A 21,834-nucleotide genomic window follows, 5' to 3' on the forward strand; every position below is an offset into this window, starting at 1 on the left:
ACAAAGAAGGAACTTTGGGGCCCTCCAACGGTTAGAGGCATGAGCCGGGAGAGCCACCGAAGGCAGAGGAAGTGGCCCACCCGCCAATGTCGAAGGATATCCTTGAACAATTGCGGACAAGCGGCCGCCAAGGGAGCTGAAAATGCTCGATCTTCCCAGTGCTCGCGACCGGATGGTCAATGTGCATATCGCCCGGCGTGGCATCCGCAATCGCGAGATCCTGCAGGCCATGCGGGAAGTTCCGCGCGAGGCTTTCGTCGATCCCGGCTTCGAAGAATTCGCTTATGAAGACGGACCACTGCCCATCGCTGACGGGCAGACGATTTCGCAACCCTACATCGTCGCGCTCATGATCGAGTTGGCGGACGTCAAGGCTGGTGACCATGTACTGGAGATTGGCACCGGCTCGGGCTATGCGGCGGCCGTGATGAGCCGGATCGTCGAACAGGTCTACACGATCGAGCGCCATCCCGGATTGGCTGAAACCGCGAGGCGTCGGTTTGAGAGACTTGGCTACGAGAACATCGAGGTCAGGACCGGCGACGGCACCAAGGGCTGGCCAGAAGCAGCGCCCTACGACGCCATCGTGGTGACGGCCAGCGGACCAGGCGCGCCGCTCGCCCTGCAGGAACAACTCGATGTCGGCGGCAGGCTTGTCATTCCGGTCGGTGACGATCTGGATTCGCAACGCCTGCTCAAGGTCACCCGAACGGGCGCTGCAAGCTACAGCGAGGAGGATTTTGGCGGCGTGCGGTTCGTCCCTCTCATCGGCGAGCAAGGCTGGCCCGAAGGTGGCGAGATCGCCGAGATCCGTCGTCCGCTCCGACATCCGCATCCCGCCAGTCTGCCCGATATGATCGCAATGGCCGCCGAACCGCTTCCGGATTTCGACGATCCCGCCTTTGGCGAAGTGTTCGATCGGTTCGCCGACCGGCGCGTCGTTCTGCTTGGCGAAGCAAGCCACGGCACGTCGGAGTTTTACAAGGCGCGCGCGGCGATCACACGCCGGCTCGTCGACAAGCACGGTTTCACGATCGTTGCGGTCGAAGCTGATTGGCCCGATGCCGCGGCCATCGACCGCTATGTTCGTCATCGCGAGCCACGAGCCGGAGTCAGCGCGCCATTCCAGCGGTTCCCGACCTGGATGTGGCGCAACACCGACGTCGCGGGCTTCACCGGCTGGATGCGCGACCACAACGAGAAGCTCGAGCCATCCAGGCAGGCGGGATTCTACGGTCTCGACATCTACAACATGAGCGGGTCCATAGCTGCGGTTCTCGAATATCTTGACCGGGTTGATCCGCAGGCAGCAAAGATCGCGCGCGAGCGCTATGGCTGCCTGACCCCATGGCAAAATGAGCCGTCCACCTACGGCCGTGCGGCGCTGACCTCGGGCTACCGGGCATGCGAGCAGGCAGTTCTCGAGCAATGTCGAGACCTGCTCGCCAGTCAACTGGACTATGCCCGACGGGACGGCAGCGACTTTCTCGATGCCGCTCAGAACGCCCGGTTGATTGCCTCCGCCGAACGTTACTACCGGATCATGTACTATGGGGGCGCGGAATCCTGGAACCTGCGCGACACGCATATGTTCGAAACGCTGGAACATCTGCTGGACGCCAACGGACCGAATTCCAAGGCGGTTGTTTGGGCGCACAATTCGCATATCGGCGATGCTCGCTATACCGAAATGGGCGTTGTCCGGGACGAACTGAATATCGGCCAGCTTTGCCGGCAACGGTTCGGCGACAGGGCAGCCCTGATCGGTCTGGGCACGCATTCCGGCACCGTGGCCGCCGCTTCCGACTGGGACGGCGAGATGAAGGTGAAGCAGGTGCGGCCCTCACACGCAGACAGCTACGAGCGGCTTTGCCATGACTGCCGCATTCCGCGTTTTCTGCTCGACCTGAAGCGCGACGAGGCGCTGCGCGAGCGGCTCCTGGAACGCAGGCTGGAGCGCTTCATCGGGGTGATCTATCGGCCGGAAACCGAACTGCGAAGCCACTATGCGGATGTTTCGCTGCCCCAGCAATTCGACGCCTTCTTGTGGTTCGACAAAACCACCGCGGTAACGCCGCTTGGCCCGGAGCATGCAAGAGCTGGTGTTCCCGACACCTATCCGTTCGGACTTTAGCCGCCGGCGAAAGGCGAATGGCCCGGAACATTTCGGCTGGCCTCGGGTTTTGAAACCGAACCCCTCGAAGGAGTTGTCTCATGAGCACGAGCAGACATCCAAAGTGGAAAAAGCCGAGCGATGCCGACTTGGTGAACAATCCGGGCATCGGAACCTCCAAGGGCACGATCAAGGAAGGCGATGACCTCGACCTTGAAGGCGAAAACACGATCGAAGGCGACGTCGAGAATGACACGACGGCCGCCGGCGGGATCAATCCAAGGCAGAAAATGCGGACGAACAAGTAGCGTGCCGAATTGCACGAGAAAGGAGGCTATCGATGGCCGGAAACAAAACCCACGAGCAAAGCCTTCGCGTAATCGAAAAGCGCGAGAATACGAAGAATGCCGGCAAGGACTTCGACGCGAAGACGGAGCTGAGAAAGTCCGACGCTGAGCGCGCAGCCTCGCGGCAGGACAACCTCAGGCCCAAGCTGAGGGATATTGCCGACCCCGATAATCGGAACATCATCCGCGGAGAGAACCAGGAAAGCTCTCACAACAAGCATCGGGGAGGTCGTTGAGGTCGGCCCCATACACCGATATCCGCGCAGCAATTGTCTTCCGCAGGAGCAAGTCATGCCACTCACGCTCAGCAGTTCCGCCTTTGCCGAAGGCGCAAAAATCCCTGAAAGATATACGCGGGACGGCAAGAACGTGTCTCCGCCGCTGAAGTGGTCGGGGGTACCTGATGATACGAGGAGCCTTGTTCTCGTCGTCCAGGATCCGGATGCACCAAGCGGAACGTTCGGCCATTGGGCGGTGTTCAACATATCCCCCGACACCCGGGAACTTCCCGAGGCGGCAAGCGGCAAGCCGGGTCCGCAGGCCCTAAGGCAGGCGACGAACGATTTCGGCAACGCCTATTATGACGGCCCTGAACCGCCGGTCGGACACGGCGTCCATCATTATCATTTCCGGCTGGCCGCGCTCGACACGCCAAACCTTGCTATCCCGGCAAGCGCCGGCGTCCAGCGTATCTGGCAGGAAGCACAAAAACATCTGATCGAGCAGGCAGAACTCGTCGGAACATACGAACGGATTTGATGGGTTGCTTGCAGCCGGCGGAAGGAACCCGGATCGCGTGGCCGATGTCAGCGTGAACGGAACAGTTCTTCTCCTTAACGGTTGTTCGGGAAAGGAGACGCGTCATGTTTGAAAGCGTCATGTGGTTGATTGTCGTGGCCGGCGGGCCACTGTTGCTGATCATACTGATGGCCTATGTCTTGCTGACACGCCGCCGCCTTGGCCCCGCCGAAAGCAAAGAGCGTGACCGCGCAACCGACCGGCTGTATCGCCAGGACAGGCGATGATTGGGGAGGTGGGCGGGCGGGAATCGCACGGCTACGGGCACGCGACGATTCCCAACCCTGATCAGTGCATGATCCTTTGCCTCAACCAAGCGAGAAACCTGTTGCCGCCGATCGTTGCGCGGACCCGGGCTGCCGCCCACCGCGCCTTCATGGAAGCGCCTACGTGACAGTCGCAGACGATGTCATGCAGTTGCCAGTCATTCAGCTCGAAGAAGCGCTTGGCTTCGCCATAGGTGTCATTCCTTAGGCCCGACGCGCGCAGCACCGAGTCTTCGAACGCGACGGCAATTGCCGAACCCTCGCCACGCACCGTGGCACGTGCTTCTGGGTGCAGATGCTCGGTGCCGGAAAACGCTGCGAGGAGCCGCTCGGGATTCTGCTCGAGAAGTTCAGCCCAGCGCTCGATGCGCTGGTTTCGTGTCATTGCCGAATATGCAGCCGAGGACTCGATGGCGGCGACGGCATGCAGTTGGTCGAGTGTCTGATGTTTCATGGTCGGCTCCTGTTTCAAAGGGAGATGCACCCACGCCTTCAGAGGAATTATCGCGCAGCGATGCTGCGACAAGAGCAAAAGCCTGACAGAATTCGTCACCGCCAAGTTCAACCGGCTGGATCGTAAACGCGCCGGACGCGTTCATCGAAGAGATGGGGTCATCACTGCCCGCGGTTTGCCCATGCTCGTCCAGCCGATCGACTATTTTCTTGTTGCCTGGTTCATTCTTGCTGCTGCCTCGACGGTCTATGTCGGGATAGATCAGCACCGCAACAATCCCGAACCGGCGGTGATGAAATGGGGGTTCATCCTGGTCACCCTCTATATGGGCCCCGTCGGCCTGCTGCTCTATGTGTTGGCCGACAAGGAGCCGCGACCGGGCGAGCACGAGGACTTCACGAGGCCGCTGTGGAAGCAGGGCGTCGGCTCGACCATTCACTGCGTTGCCGGAGATGCTACAGGCATCATCCTCGCCGCCGTCGTCACGGCGACGCTCGGCCTTCCTATGTGGCTCGACCTCATTGTCGAATATGTTTCCGGCTTCGCCTTCGGTCTGTTCATCTTTCAGTCGCTGTTCATGAAGTCGATGATGGGCGGCAGCTATTGGGAAAACGTGCGCAAAAGCTTCCTGCCCGAATTCATTTCGATGAACTTCATGATGGCGGGTATGGCGCCTGTCATGAGCTTCCTGATGATGGGGCGCGACATGCGCGCGATGGAGCCGACGGAACTGCTGTTCTGGGGCGTGATGTCGATCGGCGTCATCGCCGGCTTCACACTCGCCTACCCTGCCAATGTCTGGCTGGTGGCGCGCGGACTGAAGCATGGATTGATGACGCAGCGCCGGCAGACCACCGGAACGAGCAGTCGAGAGAAATCTGCTCACCAACCGCACGGAACAGGCCACAACGAGACCTCCCACAGCGGCAAAAGCAGTGGCCACCAGATGAAGACGGACGCCACGACGCCGCAGGTTTCGGCACTCGGCATTGTATCCGTAATTGCGCTGGCGATCGGCATGGCCGCACCGGCTAACTGGCTGAACCTGACGCTGTCGGCCCGTGATGTCGGCGGGGTAATCATGCCGCGAGGCATGATCATGGGCCGCGATACCCCGGCCGAGGCGATGCGTGACATGGCGGCAGCCGATCCGCGTCGGGTGACAGCATCCTACGATCTGTCCGCCAAGGGCGGCCAGGAATTGCCGTTCCGCCTGGAGAACGGCGTCAAGGTGTTCGAACTCAGGCCGTCAGTGATCCGTTGGCAGATACTGCCCAACGTCGCGGTCGATGCCTACGCCTATAACGGACAGATTCCCGGGCCGCGCATCCACATTCGCCAAGGTGACAGGGTCCGCATCAATGTCACCAACGACCTGCCTGAGGAAACGACGGTGCATTGGCACGGCATGATCCTGCCGAACCAGATGGACGGACCCGCCGAGATTACCCAAGCGCCGATTGAGCCCGGGCAAACCTACTCCTATGAATTCACCGCCACACAGCACGGGACCTATTTCTATCATCCGCACGCCAAGCCCGACCGCACCCAGGCACTCGGGCTCTACGGAGCGCTGATCATCGACCCCGCCAATCCCGCCGACGAGATCCAGGTCGACCACGATTACGTTATCGAGCTCCAGGAATGGCTGGTGCGCGACGGCCTGACCTACCCGGCGATGCCGATGGAAGGCGGCATGCCGAACTTCTTCACCATCAACGGCAAAGCGTATCCTTCAACCGATACGATCCATATGAAGGTCGGCGAAACGCTGAAGGTGCGTTTCATCGGCACCAACAATGGCTTTATCCATCCGATGCATATCCATGGCGGACCGTTCGAGGTCGCCGCCCGTGACGGCGAGACTCTTGCCCCTTCGGCTCGCTTCCTGGCCGACACGATCAATGTTGGGCCGGGGCAGCGCTATGACGTCGTCTGGAAGGCACAGCGGCCCGGCAAATGGCTGATCCACTGCCACATTCCGCATCACACGACAAACAACAATGTCGAGGAAAAAGGCGGCGGCGGACTGATGGTCATCATCGATGTCAGCTAACCGGCACCCAGGCGATGGCCGAACAGCTGCGCTCGGCCGACAGAGGAGCGATCCCATACAGACATTGCAACCTCCCGCAGCCGTCCGGACGTTGCAATTGTCGCGTCCTACTTCTTGATAATGTTCCCGTCGCGCAAGTCGAATGCTTCGGTGCCGCGAGCCTGGCGATAGAAATCGTCCTGCAATTCACCCCATTCGCCGAGGAAGGCACCGCAATTGCTGCAGTAGATTGGCGTCGACTCCTTGGCGTTGTCGGGGATGTCCATCTGGATCGTCCCGCAAGCCTTGCAATCGAGTTTGTCGTCCAATCGGCGTCCCATTTCGCAATGATTGCGCATTTTGACTCAGGAGCCAATTGTCGGTTTCGTACGAAGTGGCGCAAACCGCCCTGTGAGTTCATCAATAGCTGGCGCAGACTTGCTCCCACAGAGAGAAGGAAGTCGTAGAGAATTCAGCTATGGGCGTGAAATTGTCGGCCCTATTCGCGGGAATCAAAAAGGACGGCCAACCCCAACTTCCGCGTCAGGTCGACGATCTCCTCCATCAATTCGTTATCCGTATCCCGCATGTAAGGCGCGTCCCTGCGAATTGCCTCGATCACCGCTTTGACCGAGACGATATCGCCGTATCGCGCGCTCCCAAGCTCCAACGCCAGAAATTCCCTCGCGGTGCCGACGGGCCTTATTGCTCCCCTAGCGATACTCATGCGGCTCCTCCCCATGGCCACGTCAGCTTTCATTTTGAGCCTGTCCGAGATGGAGATCAATTGATGGTATGATTCGTACAAAACCCGCTGAGCCGATATGCGACAACAATTGAAATTGGCCCAATGCGGCCGACCCACGGAACCATCATTCGGCATAAAGGTTGTGTCTCCAATCGTCCTGCGGAGAATGCGAGGGAACGACCATGCGGATGTTGACGATAGTTGCCGCGCTTTCGGGAGCGGTCATCATGCAGCCACTCCATGGGCAAACCATCGACCCGCCGGGTCCACAGATGACACCGATGGAACCCCAGCCCGAGCCGATACCGCCCCGGCAAGGGGCTCCTGGTGAGAATTTCACCGATGTCGCCATCGTCGCCGTCGAGGACCTACCTGCGGAAATCAAGGCACAGGCGGAAGCCGTGATTACCCAGACCAGTGCGCAAGATCTGCTGCGTCTGCAGAGCTCCATCGATGCATCGCCTCAGGCAACATTGGCGCTGAGGGCCAACGGGCTCAACTCTTCACAGGTCGTGGCCGCCAACATCGATGGTGATGGCACGTTGACGCTGATCATCCAAACGACAACTTGATCGGCCGTCCGAACATACGGCTACGCCGTGAAGCAACGAAACGCAGATGTCGCGGAGAGCCGCCATGGCCGAAGCCGCTGTTCGCAACTTCACCATCAATTTCGGACCGCAGCATCCGTCGGCCCACGGGGTCCTGCGGTTGGTGCTGGAACTGGATGGTGAGATCGTCGACCGAGCAGATCCGCATATCGGCCTGCTCCATCGCGGCACCGAAAAGCTCATAGAATACAAGAACTATCTGCAGGCCCTGCCCTATTTCGACCGGCTAGACTATGTCGCACCGATGAATCAGGAGCATGCCTTCTGCCTCGCCGCCGAGAAATTGCTGGAAATATCGGTGCCAAGGCGTGGGCAACTTATCCGTGTCCTTTTCTGCGAAATCGGCCGGCTTCTGTCGCATCTCCTCAATGTCACGACCCAAGCTATGGACATCGGCGCACTGACCCCGCCGCTTTGGGGTTTCGCAGAGCGTGAAAAGTTGATGGTCTTCTACGAGCGCGCCTCGGGCGCCCGCATGCATGCGAATTATTTCAGGATCGGCGGCGTGCACCAGGACCTGCCTTCCGAGCTTCTCGACGACATCTGGAATTTCTGCGACCCCTTCCTCAAGGTCTGCGACAATCTCGACGACCTGCTCACCAACAGCCGCATTTTTAAGCAACGCAATGTCGATGTCGGCGCGATTGGGCTCGATGACGCCTGGGCGTGGGGCTTCTCCGGCGTGATGGTGCGCGGATCGGGAGCGGCATGGGACCTGCGCAAGGCACAGCCATACGAATGTTATCCCGAGATGGATTTCGACATACCGGTCGGAAAGAATGGAGACTGTTATGATCGGTACCTGGTTCGGATGGAGGAAATGCGCCAGTCGGTCCGGATCATGAGGCAATGCCTGGAAAAGTTGCGCTCGCCGCAAGGCCAGGGGCCGGTGGCGATCCCCAATCACAAGATCACGCCGCCGCCACGTGCCAAAATGAAGCGTTCGATGGAAGCAACCATCCAGCATTTCAAACTCTATTCGGAAGGGCATCGTGTGCCCGCCGGCGAGGTCTATGCGGCGGTCGAGGCTCCGAAGGGCGAATTCGGCGTCTATCTGGTTTCGAACGGAAGTAACGTTCCCTATCGATGCAAGATACGCGCGCCTTCCTTCGCCCATCTGCAGGCGATGGATTTCCTGTCCCGAGGGCACATGATCGCCGATGTCGCCGCAATCATCGGCTCACTTGATATCGTGTTCGGCGAGATCGACCGCTGACCTGCGCGCAGATCACATGCCGCAGATCACATGCCATGGTCGAAATCGGTGGCCTCATCGGCATGACGCATCATGCGGCGAAAGCTCATCGAGATGTGGGCGCGCCTGATGTGGCCGATCGATTCCCAGTCTCCGATCTCCGCAGCGGCAAGGACTTCCTCCATCTCCCGGCGGAAGGCGGTGAATTCTTCGACAAGGCCCAATTGCGGCATCATCTTCAGGACGACCCGCGCGACCTGGAAATACAGGCGCTCGCTGATCTCGCGCAGCGGCTGGTTGCCGGTCATCGCGGTGAGTTCGTAGAAGAAATCCATGTTAAGGCGCAAGAAAGCGCGCTGGTCGGGGTTGAGGATATCGGAGTCACAGCGCGCGATAAGCGCTCTTATCCGATCGAGGTCCTCCGCCGTGCGCGGGATCGGCGAAAGCTTGCCGACCAGGAGCGCCAGCTCCAGCCTCAGATGATAGACCTGTTGGAGTTCCTCGATGTCGACGTCCGTGACGATCGTGCCGACGCCGTGGACGGATTGAACAAGACCTTCGGATTCGAGGCGCGCCAGCACGCGCCGAACCGGTGTCCGGCTGATCTCGAACTCCTGGGCGAGTTCTTCCTCGGAGAGATGGCTTCCCGGAGCATAGTCCAGCAGGCAGATCCGGTCGCGCAAGATCCGGTAGATGCGCTCGAACCGCTCCCGGGCCGAGAGCGGGCGCGGGGTCACGGCTGTGGGCGCTGCACCCGTTTCAAGCGTCATCCAGCCTCCAGGACAGCATGCAGAAACTGCCGTGTCCGCTCATTTTTGGGCGCCCCGAACAGTTCGTTTGGCGGCCCCTGCTCACAAATCTTGCCTTGGTAGAAGAAGCAAACGCGATCGGAAAACTCCTTGGCGAAGCCCATCTGATGGGTCACCATCAGCATGGTCAGATCATGCTCGCGCCCGATCTGCCTTATCACCTGCAGCACTTCGCCGACAAGCTCCGGGTCGAGCGCCGAGGTCACCTCGTCGAACAGCATGATCTTGGGTCGCATGGCCAGTGCCCTGGCGATAGCGACGCGTTGCTGCTGGCCACCGGACAGCTGCGACGGGTAATGATCCTTCTTCTGAGCCAGCCCCACCAGTTCCAGCAATTCGGCTGCTCGCGCCTCTGCATCCGCGCGTTTCATGCCAAGCACCGTCATCGGCGCCTCGATGCAGTTCGCCATCGCCGTCATGTGCGGGAACAGGTTGAAGGATTGGAACACCATGCCGATCTTCGCCCTGATGCGGCGAATATGCGCAAGGTCGGCGGGAACGAGCATGCCGTTCTTCTTCATGTGGGTCAGCGGCTCGCCTTCGACCCAGATGACGCCGTCGTTGATCGTTTCCAGCGTCATCAGCATTCGCAGCACCGTCGTCTTGCCGGAGCCGGAAGGGCCAATGATGGAAACCTTTTCACCGCGCGCGATTTCAAGATTGAGCCCGTCGAGGACGGTCAGTGAGCCATAGCGTTTCGACACATTGTCAAAACGGACCATCGGTTGTTCCGTCATCGCGTGGCCCTCTGGTTGAGCATGCGTTCGAGAGTCCGGATCAGCGCGGCTGAAACCAGGCTCATGGCAAGGAAGAACAGGCCGACCAGCGTGATCGGCTCGGTGTAGCGAAATGTTTCCGAGCCGATGATCTTGGCCGTCTGCATCAGCTCCATCACGGCGATCGCGGAAAGCAAGGGCGTCTCCTTGAACAAGGCGACGAGATAGTTGCCCAGTGCTGGAACGATCGGTGGAATCGCCTGCGGGATGATGATGTCGCGAAACGTCGTCCAGGCCGACAGATTGAGCGCGATCGAGGCTTCCCACTGACCGCGATGGATGTTGTCGAAACCGGCGCGATAGACCTCGGAACAATAGGCGGCGTAGTGGATGCCGATGGCAAGCACGCCGGCGGTGAATGCGTCGAGCACGAGGCCGAATTTCGGGAAGACGAAGTAGATAAAAAATATCTGGATGAGCAGTGGGGTCGAGCGGATCAGTTCAACCAGAACCGAAATCGTCCAGCCGGTCTGCGGTACGGCGATCCGCACGACCGCCAGCACTAGGCCGAGGGTGGCGGCAAGCACGAAGCCGATCAGCGTCGCTTCGACCGAGACGATCGCCGCGTGCGCCAGCACCGGCAGGATTTCGAGGGTGAAATTCCAGTCCCAGATCATGCTGCCTTCCCCCGCGCCAGACCAGCCGACGCCCGCCTTTCGAGCAGCCGCATGCCGATGGTGAGGACCAGCGACATAACGAGATACATCAGCAGGACGAGGGTGAAGATTGGAAGGGTCTTGAACGTATTCTGGTTCATCTGCTGCGCCTTGAAGGCGAGATCCGAGAGCGTGATCAGCGAGACCAGGGACGTCGATTTGAGAAGCTCGATGAACAGATTGCCCCAGGGCGGTATCATTGCCACAAAGGCCTGCGGCAGGATCACGCGCCGCAGCATCTGGGCACGGCTCATATTCAACGCCGTGCATCCCTCCCACTGGCCGCGGGCGACAGACAGGATCGCGCCGCGTACGACCTCCGATCCGTAGGCGCCGACGTTCAGCCCGAGCGCCAGGACGGCGACCGGGAATGGGTCGAGCGAAACGCCGAATTGCGGCAGCACGAAAAACAGCCAGAACAGTTGCACCAGCGCCGAGGTGCCGCGGAATATCTCGACATAGACCGTTGCCAGCCATCTGAGCGGCGCCGGACCATAGAGCCGGGCGAGCGCGGCAAGCACGCCCATGATGATCGCGAGCAGGCTGCCAAGGATGGCGATCTCGATCGTCAAGACCGCGCCCTGCAGCAAGCCGGGTAGAAACAGGCTGTAGGCCTGCTGTGTCGCCAGGATGCCGATGACCGCGAGTGCAATCGCCAGCATCGCTACAAGCGTGCCAATTCCCATCTGCCTCTCCGAAAAAGAGGCGGCGCCTTCGCGCCGCCCAGCAGTTGGGACCTTATTTGCCGGCGCAGAGCTCGGCGGTGGTCTTGTTCGGCAGGTAGTCCTTGCCGAAGCCGAGCGGCTCGACGAGTGCGATATGCTCCGGCGAGCCAAGGAATTTCTTCAGCTCGGCGTTGAATGCCTCTTGCAGATCGGTGTCTTCCTTGCGGAAGCCGAAGCCACCGTGGCCCTTTACGGACTTGCCAGCAACTTCGCCGAATGGTTTCGTCGATTCCACGCCGTCGGCCTTCTTGGCCATGTCGGCGATAGACAGGGCGGTTAGCGCAGCGGCGTCGGCACGGCCCGACTGGACGGCGGCGACGAGGCTGGACTGGTCAGGCAGGGAAACGATCTGCCCTGCCGCGACACCGGCATCCTTGGCAAAGCCACCCTCGACCGCGCCGGCCATCACGGCGAGCTTGAGATCGGGATTGTCCTTGAAGCTCGAAAAGTCCTTCACGGCCTTCGGATTGCCCTTTGCCACCAGCAAGGCCTCGCCGATGCCGTAAGAAGGCTCGGAGTAGTTGATCTCGGCGCAGCGCTTGGGAGTGATGAACATGCCGGCGGCGATGATGTCGAAGCGCCCGGCCTTGAGACCAGGAATGAGCGAGCCGAACTCGGTCAGCACGCCGTCGACCTGCTTGATGCCCATCTTGGCGAGCACCGCCTTGGCGACTTCGGGCGCCTCGCCAGTCAACTTACCATCTGGCGTGGCATAGCCGAACGGCGCCTCATTGGCGAAGCCGACGCGGATATAGCCGTCCTTCTTGGCCCGCTCCAGGGTAGTTTCCGCATGAGCGGGCAGCGATGTCAATGAAGTCGCTGCGAGCGCCAGGCAGGCCGCCGCCTTCACGACGATACGGCGTGAGATCGATGATTTGAACATGCTTTTCTCCCATTGAACACTGATGATGGTTCCCAGCGTCGCGGCCTTCTTCGAGGTTGAAACGCGCTTGACCAGACGTATACAACTGCCCTAGACATTGTGCAAGCCAAGACGCGGAAACGTTTGAAAATTAGACAACAGAACGACACGTAGCCATCCAGTTGTGCACAATTTAAGCGATTTTCACGTCACAAGGGCGGATCATATCCGGAAGGCAGGACATTCAGGTGACGAGCGCGAACCATTTCGGAACATTCACGCAAGCGGAATATGCGCAGCGCTTGACCGGCGTGAAGGCACGCATGGAACAGGCCGGCTTCGACCTCATCGTCTGTCAGGATCCCGCCAACATGTGCTGGCTGACCGGCTATGATGGATGGTCGTTTTATGTTCCGCAGTGCTTGCTCATCCATCTGGAGGAGGACCGGCCGATCTGGTTCGGCAGGGCTCAAGATGCCCGCAGCGCGCGCCTGACCACCGGCCTACCGGAGAAAAACATCGTGCCGTTCTCGGAACGGCTGGTGCAGCAGCCCGTCGAACATCCCTATGACGAGCTCGCCCAGCTGATCCGATCGCGCGGCTGGGGAACCGCTCGCATCGGTGTCGAGATGGACGCGCATTACTACACCGCGCGCTGCCACGCCCATCTCACCCTAGGATTGCCCGACGCTCACTTCGCCAACAACCACGATCTCGTCAATTGGGCGCGGCTGGTCAAATCCGAAGCCGAACTGGCGCTGATCCGCGAGGCCGGTGCGATCTGCACCCATGCCATGAACCGCGCCATCGACAAGATGCGGCCCGGCGTCCCCCAGAACCACATCATCGCCGAGATCTATCACGCGCAGATCATGGGCGTGCCCGGAGCGGGCGGCGACTATGCCGCGATCTGTCCGCTGATGCCCGTTGGCGAGGGCACCAGCACGCCGCATCTAACCTGGTCTGACGCGCCGCTGCCGGACAGTGGACTTGCGATCCTGGAGATTGCCGGCGTGCGCCGCCGCTATCACGCGGCGCTAACGCGCACCGTGCATTTCGGCAAGCCGCCTGCGGCTATCCTCGATATCGCCAGGGCAATCGTCGAGGGCGTCGACGCCGGTCTCGAAAAGGCCCGACCCGGCAACACCGCCGAGGAAGTGGAAGCGGCGTGGCAGGCTGTCTTGCGCAAGAACGGGCTGAAGAAGGAAAGCCGCGTCGGCTATCCGGTCGGGCTGGCATACCCGCCCGACTGGGGTGAACGCACCGCAAGCCTTCGTCCTGGCGACACCACCGAAATGCAATCCGGAATGTGCTTCCATTTCATGGCTGGCGTTTGGCTCGACGATTTCGGCATCGCCATCTCGGAATCCTTCGTCGTCACGGATCGCGGCGGGGAACGCCTCTGCGACGTGGCGCGCGAACTCATCGTCATCGACTGACTATGGCGCGCGGGAAGCCGGACCTGTTGAGAGACCCTGCCCGCAACGAAGCCGGCAGCAGCAAGCACGAGGACGCCTGATGGACCGCAATCCCTTTTCCGAAGCCGAAATCGAGGGCCGTCTAGCAAGGATCCGTGCGGCACTGGGCGACCACGAACTCGACGCGGCGGTCTTCGCCTCGCCGGAGAACGTCTTTTATCTCACCGGGCTCGATCACTGGGGATATTTTGCCCCTCACCTGCTGATCGTCCCGCTCGAAGGCAAGCCCGTTCTGGTCACCCGTGCGATGGAGAGAGTGACGATCGAAAAACAGGTGGCGGCAGCTGAGTTTCGCGGCCATTCCGACAGCGAAACGGCGGCGGATCTTGCAGCGCGGGTGCTGGCGGAACTCGGTCTGTCCCGCAAGCGGATCGGTCTCGAATACTGGACGGCAGGCCTCAGCCACGGGCTTGCCGTGGCGCTGCAGACGCAGGTGGATGCCAGATGGAGCGACGTCTCCGGTCTGGTCGATAGGATGCGGCGGGTGAAGAGCGCCGAGGAACAGGCACTGATGCGGCAGGCCGCAAAGGTGACCGACGCCGCCGCCGGCGCGGCGATCGCGGCGATCTCGGATGGCGCCACCGAGCAGGAGGTCGCCGCCCAATGTGTTTCGGCGATGATCCGCGCCGGCGGCCATGCGCCGGGCTTCGGCCCGTTTATCCGCCCGGCCGCGCGGCTTGGCGAGGAGCATACGACCTGGGGCAACGGAGTTTATCGCAAGGGCGAGCCGGTCTTCGTCGAATTGTCCGGCTGCATCTCGCGCTACCACGCGCCGCTCGGCCGGCTCGTTCGCATCGGCCACATCAGCGACGAAGACGCCGCAATGGCTGAAGTGACCGCCAAGGCATTCGACGCGGTCGTCAGGGCGCTGCGCCCCGAGGCCAAGGCGCGCGATGTCTACGCCGCCTGGCAGGCCGTCGCCGACGAGGCAGGCCTTGCCCACTATCGCCGCCATCACTGCGGCTATCTTGTCGGTGCCGGCCAGCCACCATCATGGACCGGCGGCAATTCGGTGACCGGGCTCCGGCATGATTCCGATCTCGAGATCGAGACCGGGATGAGCTTCCACATCCTGTCGTGGCTGATGGGCACCGGTCGTGGCGATGACTTCGTCTCCAATACCGTGCTGTTGACCGATGAGGGTGCCGAAGTGCTGACCCGCACGCCGACCGGCCCGATTGTTCGATAGGCCCGCACGCATGGCGCACTACTCGGCATTCTCGATTTTCCGCAATGCGCTGTCTGGCCAGAAGAACTGGCAGCGCGCCTGGCGGGCGGCGGAGCCCAAACCGTCTTACGATGTGATCGTCATCGGCGGCGGCGGCCACGGCCTCGCCACAGCGTTCTACCTCGCCGAGAACCACGGTATTCGCAATGTCGCCGTGCTTGAGAAAGGCTACATCGGCGGTGGCAATGTCGGCCGCAACACCACCGTTATCCGCTCCAACTACCTGCTCGACGGCAACACCCAGTTCTACGAATTCTCGATGAAGCTCTGGGAAGGCATGTCGCGGGCGCTGAACTTCAACGTCATGTTTTCGCAGCGCGGCCAGCTCGTCACCGCGCATTCGGCCGATGAGCTCGACGGCTTCGGCCACCGCGCCAACATCATGCGGCTGAATGGCATCGACGCCGACATCCTCGATCGAGACGAAGTGCGCCGCCTGGTGCCTTATCTCGATTTTTCCGACACAGCCCGCTTTCCGATCCATGGCGCCATCTTCCAGGGTCGCGCGGGCACGGCGCGGCACGACGCCGTCGCCTGGGGCTATGCGCGCGCCGCCGATGGCCATGGCGTAGACATCATCCAGAACTGCGAGGTGACGGGCTTCATTCGCGATGGCGAACGGATCGTCGGCGTCGAAACGACGAAAGGCCGGATCGGCGCCGCCAAGGTCGGGCTTGCCGTCGCCGGCCATACGTCCGTGCTCGGCGCCAAGGCCGGCCTTGAACTGCCGATCGAAAGCCATGTCTTGCAGGCCTTCGTCACCGGACCGCTGAAGCCGCTGGTCGACCATGTCGTCGCCTACGGCGCCGATCATTTCTATGTCAGCCAGTCGGATAAGGGCGGGCTGGTCTTTGGCGGCAATCTCGACGGCTACAATTCCTACGCCCAGCGCGGCAATCTCGGCGTCGTGCGCGAAGTGGCGGAGGCGGCGATCGCCTTGATGCCGTGCATCTCGCGCATCCGTCTGCTGCGGCATTGGGGCGGCGTCATGGATATGACGCCGGATGCCAGCCCGATCATCTGCCCGACGCCGATCGACGGCCTCTATCTCAACGGCGGCTGGTGCTATGGCGGCTTCAAGGCGACGCCGGCTTCCGGCTGGTGCTTCGCCCACACGATCGCAACCGGCAAGCCGCATCCGTTGATCGCGGCCTACGGGCTCGACCGTTTCCGGACCGGCCGCACGCTGGACGAGGCCGGCGCCGGCCCCTCCGCGTGGCTGCAATAGGAGGCGGGAAGAAAATGCTGCGCATCGAATGCCCCTGCTGCGGTCCGCGTGACCATGACGAGTTCCGCTATGGCGGCGACGCTTCCGTCAGCCGTCCGACCCATGACGATCCCGATCCGGAAGCCTGGTACGCCTATGTCTATGTCCGGAAAAACCCCGCAGGCCTCCACCGCGAGTTCTGGCAGCACGTGATCGGCTGCCGCCAGTGGCTGGTGGTCGAGCGCGACACGCGCAACCACGTCGTTTCTTCCGTCACCTTCGCCAGGACATCGCGAGCATGAACGCCCAGAACAAGCGGTTACCCGGCGGCGGTCGCATCGACCGCTCTTATCCCGTCGAATTCAGCTTCGACGGCCAAAAGATGGCCGGATATCGTGGTGACACGCTCGCATCCGCGCTGCTTGCCAACGGCGTCACCCTGGTTGGACGCAGCTTCAAATATCATCGTCCGCGCGGCATTCTTTCCGCCGGGCCGGAGGAGCCGAACGCACTGGTCACGCTCGGGACAGCGGGCAGGCGCGAGCCGAACCTGCCGGCAACGACGCTGGAACTAGGCGAAGGCATGGCTGCGGAAAGCCAGAATCGCTGGCCGTCGCTGGCCTTCGACGTGCAAAGCGTCAATGGCCTGTTCGCGCCGTTTCTTTCTGCCGGCTTCTACTACAAGACCTTCATGGGTCCGACGCGGCGCGCCTGGAAGGTCTACGAACACTTCGTCCGCAAGGCGGCCGGCCTCGGCAGAGCCGGTACCGAACCGGATCCAGATCGCTACGAGGTTCGTCATGCCTTTGCCGATGTCGCAATTGTCGGTGGTGGTCCGGCCGGATTGTCGGCGGCGCGGGCTGCGGCCGCCGCCGGCGCGCGAGTAGCGCTGATCGAACAGGATTTCCTGCTTGGCGGCCAGCTTCTGGCGGAACGGTCGGACGGCGCGGCTGCTTCATGGTTGAACCAGATCGAAGCCGAACTGAAAAGCTTCGACACCGTCACGCTGATGAAGCGGACCAGCGCTTTCGGCGTCTATGACGGCAATGTCATAGGCCTGGTCGAACAACGCGACCAAGTCGGCCCGCCGCGAACCGGCGAAGCTCGGCAAACAGTCACGTTGCTTCGCGCCCGCTCGATCGTTTTCGCAACCGGCGCCATCGAGCGTCCAATGGTGTTTGCGAACAACGACCGGCCCGGCGTCATGCTTGCCTCGGCCGCCCGGACCTACCTCAACCGCTTCGCCGTTCTGCCGGGCAGGAAAGTCATCGTCACTGCTGTCAATGACGGCGCCTGGCGCACTGCCTTTGACTATGCTGCAGCCGGCGCAGAGGTAACGGTTGCCGATCTGCGCGCCGCACCGCCAACGGCGCTTGTCGCGGAAGCCGCACGCATCGGCGTCACGGTGCGGACCGCAACGCGCATTGTCGACCTGCATGGCGGCCGTGCCGTCAGGGGCGCGACACTCGCCGGACCGTACGGCCAGTCCGAGGCCGCCTGCGATCTGGTCTGCGTGTCCGGAGGCTGGTCGCCGACCGTGCACCTCACTTCGCATCTGGGCGTCAAGCCTCGATATCGCGAAGACATCGACGGCTTCGTGCCAGGCGCCTTTCCAGCCGACCGTTTCGGCGCCGGCGCAATGATGGGAAACTATGCGACCGCCGATGCTATCGAGGGCGGTCATCGTGCCGGCGTTGAAGCTGCATCCTTCTGTGGCAAGTCGGCGCCTGTATCAGCTCCTTCAAAGCTCGATCTGGGCGAGACCATTACGACCATGCTTCGCGAAATCCCGTCCGCCCAAGGCGGAAAAGCCTTTGTCGATTTCCAGATGGACGTGACGACAAAGGACGTCGAACTCGCCCATCGCGAAGGCTATGAAGCGGTTGAGCACCTGAAACGCTACACGACGCTCGGCATGGGCACCGACCAGGGCAAGACCAGTAATTTCCTGGCCCTCTCGGTTATGGCCGCCCTGCGTGGCGCAACGGTTCCCGAGACCGGCACCACGACCTTCCGCCCACCCTTCACGCCGGTCGCCATCGGCGCGCTTGCCGGCCGCGCCACCGGCCATCATTTCAAGCCATTCCGCCGCACGCCGATGCACGACTGGCATCTGGCGAACGGCGCCGACATGCTGGAAGTTGGCTTCTGGATGCGGCCCTGGTTTTACAAGCAGTCCGGGGCCGATGTGAATGAAGCCTACGTCGCCGAAATGCGAAATGTCCGACAGGCCGCTGGCCTGATGGACATCTCCACCCTCGGCAAGATCGACGTCCAAGGTCCGGACGCCGCCATGTTCCTCGACCGGGTCTATGCCAACGGCTTCGCCAAGCTGCAAGTCGGCCGTGCCCGCTACGGCGTCATGCTGCGCGATGATGGCATTGTCTTCGACGACGGCACCACGACGCGGCTGGCGGAAAGCCGGTTCTTCATGACCACGTCGACGGCCAAGGCCGCCGACGTCCTGTCGCGGCTGGAATTCCTGCTCGATACCGCATGGCCGGAACTGCGCGTCGCCGTCACCTCGGTGAGCGATGAATGGGCGGCGATGTCGGTCGCCGGACCGAAGAGCCGTGCGATCCTGGCGGCGGCATTTCCGTCGCTCGACGTTTCCAACGAAGTGTTGCCGCATATGGGATTGCTCGAAAGCCAATGGGAAGGCCGCGCGCTGCGCATCCTGTGCCTCAGCTATTCCGGCGAGCGTGCCTATGAAATCTACGTCGGCGCAACTGCCGGTGAACAGCTCTGGAGCCGCTTGCTCGAAGCCGGCCGGCCGTTCGACCTGAAGCCCTACGGCGTCGAGGCGCTTGGTGCGCTGCGCGTCGAGAAAGGCCACGTCGCGGGGCCAGAGATCGATGGGCGCACGACGCTCGACGATCTCGGCCTTGGCCGCATGGTCGGCAAGCGCATCGGCTTTGTCGGCGATGTGCTGCGGCGGCGCCCGGCCCTGCTGGCACCTGACCGGCAACGCCTGGTCGGTCTGGAATGCATCGAGGACGGAAAGCGCCTGCGCGGTGGCGCCATCCTGTTCCTGCCAGGCGAGAAAGCTCACGGCCACGGACGCGGGCGCATCACCTCCGTCACCTTCAGCCCCGAACGCGGCCACTATGTCGGGCTGGCACTGCTTGCCGGCGATGTCGCGACGGAGGGAAGCGAGGTCGTGGCCGTCTATCCCATGAAAGCCGAAACGGTGCGTGCCCGCATCGTCTCGCCGGTATTCCTCGATCCGCAAGGAGAACGGCTGCATGGCTAGCCCGAATCTCAGCCTGTCCGTGGCCGATTGCCCGCTCATCCAGGTCGAAGCATGGGACGAAACACTGAGACAATTCGAATCAAGCCTCTCGGCGGCGCTCGGCACGAGATTTCCCGCCTCGGTCGGAGAGACGGTTCGTCACAAGAACCTTCTTGTCATTCGCATTGCACCGCGCCGTCTCTGGCTGGCGCTCGACGACGGGACGCAAGCGCCGTCCCTTGCCATCGATCCGGATCTCGGCTGTTCGGTTTGCCTTGGCGAGGGCCGCGTGCGTTTCAGCCTAGCGGGGGCCGACATCGCGAGCGTTCTCTCAACCTGCATAGCCGTCGACTGGCACGCGCCGACCACCGCTCCGGGCCGGGCCGTGCAGACTTCCTTCCACCATGTGCCGGTACTCTTGCTTCGCACCGGCGAGACCTCGTGCGATCTCGTCGCGCCGCGAAGCTTCGCCCGCAGCCTCCAAGATTGGCTCGCTGACAGCTAGCCTGAATACCGCCCCAGAATCCCATTGTGCGAATCCGACGCCGCCGCGCCGTTTGGTCACGCGAATTTCACGCGTCACAGAGCGATTCATGGCGGCTGCTGATCGGCCGCTACGGTACCTCAACAGCACGATCAATTAGTCGTCGCTCACGGAACAAGGGGTCTCGGTGAACGTTAGAAAGACGGATTCGCCGTTTGCGAAGCAGTGAAAGGCGGATCTCCCCTTCCAGGAATAGGAGAAGACGATGAGAAGTCATCTGATTCCTGCCGCCACCGGGCTTATTCTGCTCGCCGGCATCGGCGTGGCCGCCGCGGACGAGGTGATTGTCACGCCCGAACAGCAGACGGTCATCCGCGAATATGTGCACAAGCATCCGCTGGCATCGATCAATCTTCTTGGGGTGGAACTCAGTGTCGGTTCCGCTTTGCCCGATACGGTCGAACTTCGGTCGATCGATGTTCCCGATGTCAAATACAAATATGTCGTCGTCGGCAATCACACAGTGCTGGTCGACCCGGGCACACGCAAGATTGTGAAGGTTATTGACTGACGGCAAGCCCGCCGTTCCTCGCGACAGCAGGCGTGCCGTCCGATAGGAAAGGAGCCAGTTCAATGTTGCCGCATGTTGAGACGTGCGATGTGGCCGCCGCTGTCGACGAACTGCTGAACGAGCGATGCAACGCGTTGCTATCGATGAAGGCAGCAATCGCCGCGCTGCGGGAACGCACGGGGACGGAGCGGTCGGACGCGGATCTGGAAGGACTGATCACCAAGAAGGCGGCGCTCTTCGGCGTCGCGGTGCTGTCCGACAGGGACTGAAGGCGAAAGCGCTCCCAGCATGATAGAGAGGCCTTTACCTCGACACCCGCTCATCGGCGAGCTTTCGACCTCGCCTGCCTGGCTGCCGCCGGCTTAATGCGGATTCGCAACGATCCACCTTCGGGATGGTCAATCTCGAAAGAATTCGTTTTCCGCACGAGATCACTTAGTTTCCGAAACCCGAAGGTCCGCGGATCAAAGTCCGACGCCAAATTGGCGAGTTGAGTGCCGACAGCACCGAGTGGGACCCAACCGTCCTCGCTCTCCATCTGCGCGATGACTTTCGAAATGATTGGCGTGGCGGCGCTGGGAGACTGAAGCGGGCTTGTGGCCCGGCTTGTGTCCTCACTATTTGTGTGCGTCGTTGCAAGCAGGTTCTCCGTGTAGACGAATTTGCGGCAAGCCTGGCGAAAACTCTCCGGGGTCTTCTGTTCGCCGAAGCCAAATACATCGATCCCCTGCTCGCGGATACGTGCCGCGAGACGAGTGAAATCGCTGTCCGACGAAACCAGGCAGAAACCGTCGAAGCGGCCGCTGTGAAGCAGGTCCATTGCATCGATCACCAGGGTGATGTCCGACGCATTCTTCCCCGTCGTGTAGGCAAACTGTTGTTGTGGGATGATGGCATGCTTCGAGAGGATGTCGGCCCAGCCTTTGGAGCGGACGCCGGAGAAGTCGCCGTAAATGCGGCGGACACTTGCCTCGCCGAGCTTGGCGATCTCTTCGAACAGGCCATCAGCGATCTTGGACGACGCGTTGTCGGCATCAATAAGAACAGCGAGACGAGGAGAACGGATCTCAGGCATTGAATTTCCCCTTGGAAGAATCAGCCGAGCTTTGAAGCGTCACCACGGCTGCGTGCCTGGTCTTGCTTCTTTTCGGGCTCCTAGAGCGGAATGAATTGAGGCTGAATCGGCGTGGGATTCCCTTAGGCGTGCAAATCTGATTCAACCTTCATGCTGGGCAAGGA

General features: G+C 61.6%; 25 protein-coding genes. 16 read left to right on the forward strand and 9 right to left on the reverse strand.

What is annotated here, in order from left to right; genetic code table 11:
• Positions 1-142 precede the first annotated feature (142 nt).
• The 5 genes from NKH57_RS17455 to NKH57_RS17475 all read left to right on the forward strand — a co-directional run bounded on the left by NKH57_RS17455 (position 143) and on the right by NKH57_RS17475 (position 3,485).
• Positions 143-2,134, forward strand: a complete 1,992-nt coding sequence (locus tag NKH57_RS17455; RefSeq protein WP_352945695.1) for a protein-L-isoaspartate(D-aspartate) O-methyltransferase — start codon at positions 143-145, stop codon at positions 2,132-2,134.
• 80 nt (positions 2,135-2,214) lie between these two features.
• Entirely contained in the window at positions 2,215-2,421 is a 207-nt protein-coding gene (locus NKH57_RS17460) for a hypothetical protein (protein ID WP_023757876.1), read from the forward strand.
• A 32-nt stretch (positions 2,422-2,453) separates the two neighbouring features.
• Positions 2,454-2,696, forward strand: coding sequence for a hypothetical protein (locus NKH57_RS17465; protein ID WP_352945697.1), 243 nt, complete (start codon positions 2,454-2,456; stop codon positions 2,694-2,696).
• Between the two features lie 55 nt (positions 2,697-2,751).
• A complete protein-coding gene (locus tag NKH57_RS17470; RefSeq protein WP_023757878.1) occupies positions 2,752-3,219 on the forward strand; it encodes a YbhB/YbcL family Raf kinase inhibitor-like protein in 468 nt (155 codons plus the stop codon).
• Between the two features lie 104 nt (positions 3,220-3,323).
• On the forward strand, positions 3,324-3,485 hold the full coding sequence (locus NKH57_RS17475; RefSeq protein ID WP_023757879.1) for a hypothetical protein: 162 nt from the start codon (positions 3,324-3,326) through the stop codon (positions 3,483-3,485).
• 61 nt (positions 3,486-3,546) lie between these two features.
• Here the strand turns inward: NKH57_RS17475 and NKH57_RS17480 are convergent, their stop codons facing one another.
• Positions 3,547-3,978, reverse strand: coding sequence for a hypothetical protein (locus tag NKH57_RS17480; protein ID WP_023757880.1), 432 nt, complete (start codon positions 3,976-3,978; stop codon positions 3,547-3,549).
• 181 nt (positions 3,979-4,159) lie between these two features.
• Between NKH57_RS17480 and NKH57_RS17485 the strand changes: the two genes are divergently transcribed.
• Entirely contained in the window at positions 4,160-6,034 is a 1,875-nt protein-coding gene (locus NKH57_RS17485; RefSeq protein ID WP_352945700.1) for a multicopper oxidase domain-containing protein, read from the forward strand.
• Between the two features lie 107 nt (positions 6,035-6,141).
• Here NKH57_RS17485 and NKH57_RS17490 read toward each other — a convergent pair whose 3' ends face one another.
• Both NKH57_RS17490 and NKH57_RS17495 read right to left on the reverse strand, forming a co-directional pair.
• Entirely contained in the window at positions 6,142-6,342 is a 201-nt protein-coding gene (locus NKH57_RS17490) for a hypothetical protein (RefSeq protein ID WP_032907017.1), read from the reverse strand.
• A 170-nt stretch (positions 6,343-6,512) separates the two neighbouring features.
• Entirely contained in the window at positions 6,513-6,773 is a 261-nt protein-coding gene (locus NKH57_RS17495; protein ID WP_352945702.1) for a hypothetical protein, read from the reverse strand.
• A 170-nt stretch (positions 6,774-6,943) separates the two neighbouring features.
• Between NKH57_RS17495 and NKH57_RS17500 the strand changes: the two genes are divergently transcribed.
• A complete protein-coding gene (locus tag NKH57_RS17500) occupies positions 6,944-7,333 on the forward strand; it encodes a hypothetical protein (protein WP_352945704.1) in 390 nt (129 codons plus the stop codon).
• A gap of 64 nt (positions 7,334-7,397) precedes the next feature.
• Positions 7,398-8,588 (forward strand): NADH-quinone oxidoreductase subunit D, encoded by a 1,191-nt coding sequence (locus NKH57_RS17505; protein ID WP_352608261.1) that lies wholly within the window; start codon positions 7,398-7,400, stop codon positions 8,586-8,588.
• Between the two features lie 26 nt (positions 8,589-8,614).
• On the opposite strand, the gene NKH57_RS17510 is transcribed toward NKH57_RS17505, so the two are convergent.
• Genes NKH57_RS17510 through ehuB form a run of 5 tightly spaced genes read right to left on the reverse strand, consistent with a single transcriptional unit; the run spans position 8,615 to position 12,416 of the window.
• Positions 8,615-9,337: a GntR family transcriptional regulator gene (locus NKH57_RS17510; protein ID WP_352945706.1), complete on the reverse strand. Its 723-nt coding sequence runs from the start codon at positions 9,335-9,337 to the stop codon at positions 8,615-8,617.
• A complete protein-coding gene (gene ehuA / locus NKH57_RS17515; RefSeq protein ID WP_352486724.1) occupies positions 9,334-10,113 on the reverse strand; it encodes an ectoine/hydroxyectoine ABC transporter ATP-binding protein EhuA in 780 nt (259 codons plus the stop codon). Before ehuA ends, NKH57_RS17510 begins: the two co-directional genes overlap by 4 nt.
• On the reverse strand, positions 10,110-10,769 hold the full coding sequence (gene ehuD, locus NKH57_RS17520) for an ectoine/hydroxyectoine ABC transporter permease subunit EhuD (RefSeq protein WP_352945709.1): 660 nt from the start codon (positions 10,767-10,769) through the stop codon (positions 10,110-10,112). The genes ehuA and ehuD overlap by 4 nt, the downstream gene beginning before the upstream one ends.
• A complete protein-coding gene (gene ehuC, locus NKH57_RS17525; protein ID WP_352945711.1) occupies positions 10,766-11,494 on the reverse strand; it encodes an ectoine/hydroxyectoine ABC transporter permease subunit EhuC in 729 nt (242 codons plus the stop codon). The genes ehuD and ehuC overlap by 4 nt, the downstream gene beginning before the upstream one ends.
• Before the next feature lie 52 nt (positions 11,495-11,546).
• Positions 11,547-12,416 (reverse strand): ectoine/hydroxyectoine ABC transporter substrate-binding protein EhuB, encoded by an 870-nt coding sequence (gene ehuB / locus NKH57_RS17530; protein ID WP_023757890.1) that lies wholly within the window; start codon positions 12,414-12,416, stop codon positions 11,547-11,549.
• Positions 12,417-12,643: 227 nt separating this feature from the next.
• On the opposite strand from ehuB, the gene NKH57_RS17535 reads away from it, so the two are divergent.
• The 8 genes from NKH57_RS17535 to NKH57_RS17570 all read left to right on the forward strand — a co-directional run bounded on the left by NKH57_RS17535 (position 12,644) and on the right by NKH57_RS17570 (position 20,864).
• On the forward strand, positions 12,644-13,834 hold the full coding sequence (locus NKH57_RS17535) for a M24 family metallopeptidase (RefSeq protein WP_352945713.1): 1,191 nt from the start codon (positions 12,644-12,646) through the stop codon (positions 13,832-13,834).
• A 79-nt stretch (positions 13,835-13,913) separates the two neighbouring features.
• The gene (locus NKH57_RS17540) at positions 13,914-15,062 is read left to right on the forward strand and encodes a M24 family metallopeptidase (protein WP_352945715.1); all 1,149 of its coding nucleotides are present in this window, start codon (positions 13,914-13,916) and stop codon (positions 15,060-15,062) included.
• A 10-nt stretch (positions 15,063-15,072) separates the two neighbouring features.
• Complete coding sequence (locus NKH57_RS17545; RefSeq protein ID WP_352945717.1) at positions 15,073-16,329, forward strand: sarcosine oxidase subunit beta family protein; 1,257 nt, start codon at positions 15,073-15,075, stop codon at positions 16,327-16,329.
• Positions 16,330-16,343: 14 nt separating this feature from the next.
• A complete protein-coding gene (locus tag NKH57_RS17550; RefSeq protein ID WP_031259706.1) occupies positions 16,344-16,610 on the forward strand; it encodes a sarcosine oxidase subunit delta in 267 nt (88 codons plus the stop codon).
• Positions 16,607-19,561, forward strand: a complete 2,955-nt coding sequence (locus NKH57_RS17555; protein WP_352945719.1) for a sarcosine oxidase subunit alpha family protein — start codon at positions 16,607-16,609, stop codon at positions 19,559-19,561. The genes NKH57_RS17550 and NKH57_RS17555 overlap by 4 nt, the downstream gene beginning before the upstream one ends.
• A complete protein-coding gene (locus tag NKH57_RS17560; protein ID WP_352945721.1) occupies positions 19,554-20,045 on the forward strand; it encodes a sarcosine oxidase subunit gamma family protein in 492 nt (163 codons plus the stop codon). Before NKH57_RS17555 ends, NKH57_RS17560 begins: the two co-directional genes overlap by 8 nt.
• A gap of 244 nt (positions 20,046-20,289) precedes the next feature.
• On the forward strand, positions 20,290-20,595 hold the full coding sequence (locus tag NKH57_RS17565; RefSeq protein ID WP_352608281.1) for a DUF1236 domain-containing protein: 306 nt from the start codon (positions 20,290-20,292) through the stop codon (positions 20,593-20,595).
• Positions 20,596-20,657: 62 nt separating this feature from the next.
• Positions 20,658-20,864, forward strand: a complete 207-nt coding sequence (locus NKH57_RS17570; protein ID WP_023757898.1) for a hypothetical protein — start codon at positions 20,658-20,660, stop codon at positions 20,862-20,864.
• Between the two features lie 50 nt (positions 20,865-20,914).
• Here the strand turns inward: NKH57_RS17570 and NKH57_RS17575 are convergent, their stop codons facing one another.
• Positions 20,915-21,670, reverse strand: coding sequence for an NYN domain-containing protein (locus NKH57_RS17575; protein WP_352945724.1), 756 nt, complete (start codon positions 21,668-21,670; stop codon positions 20,915-20,917).
• Positions 21,671-21,834 lie beyond the last annotated feature (164 nt).

The organism is Mesorhizobium sp. M1050, assembly GCF_040318715.1.
Taxonomy (GTDB): Bacteria; Pseudomonadota; Alphaproteobacteria; order Rhizobiales; family Rhizobiaceae; genus Mesorhizobium.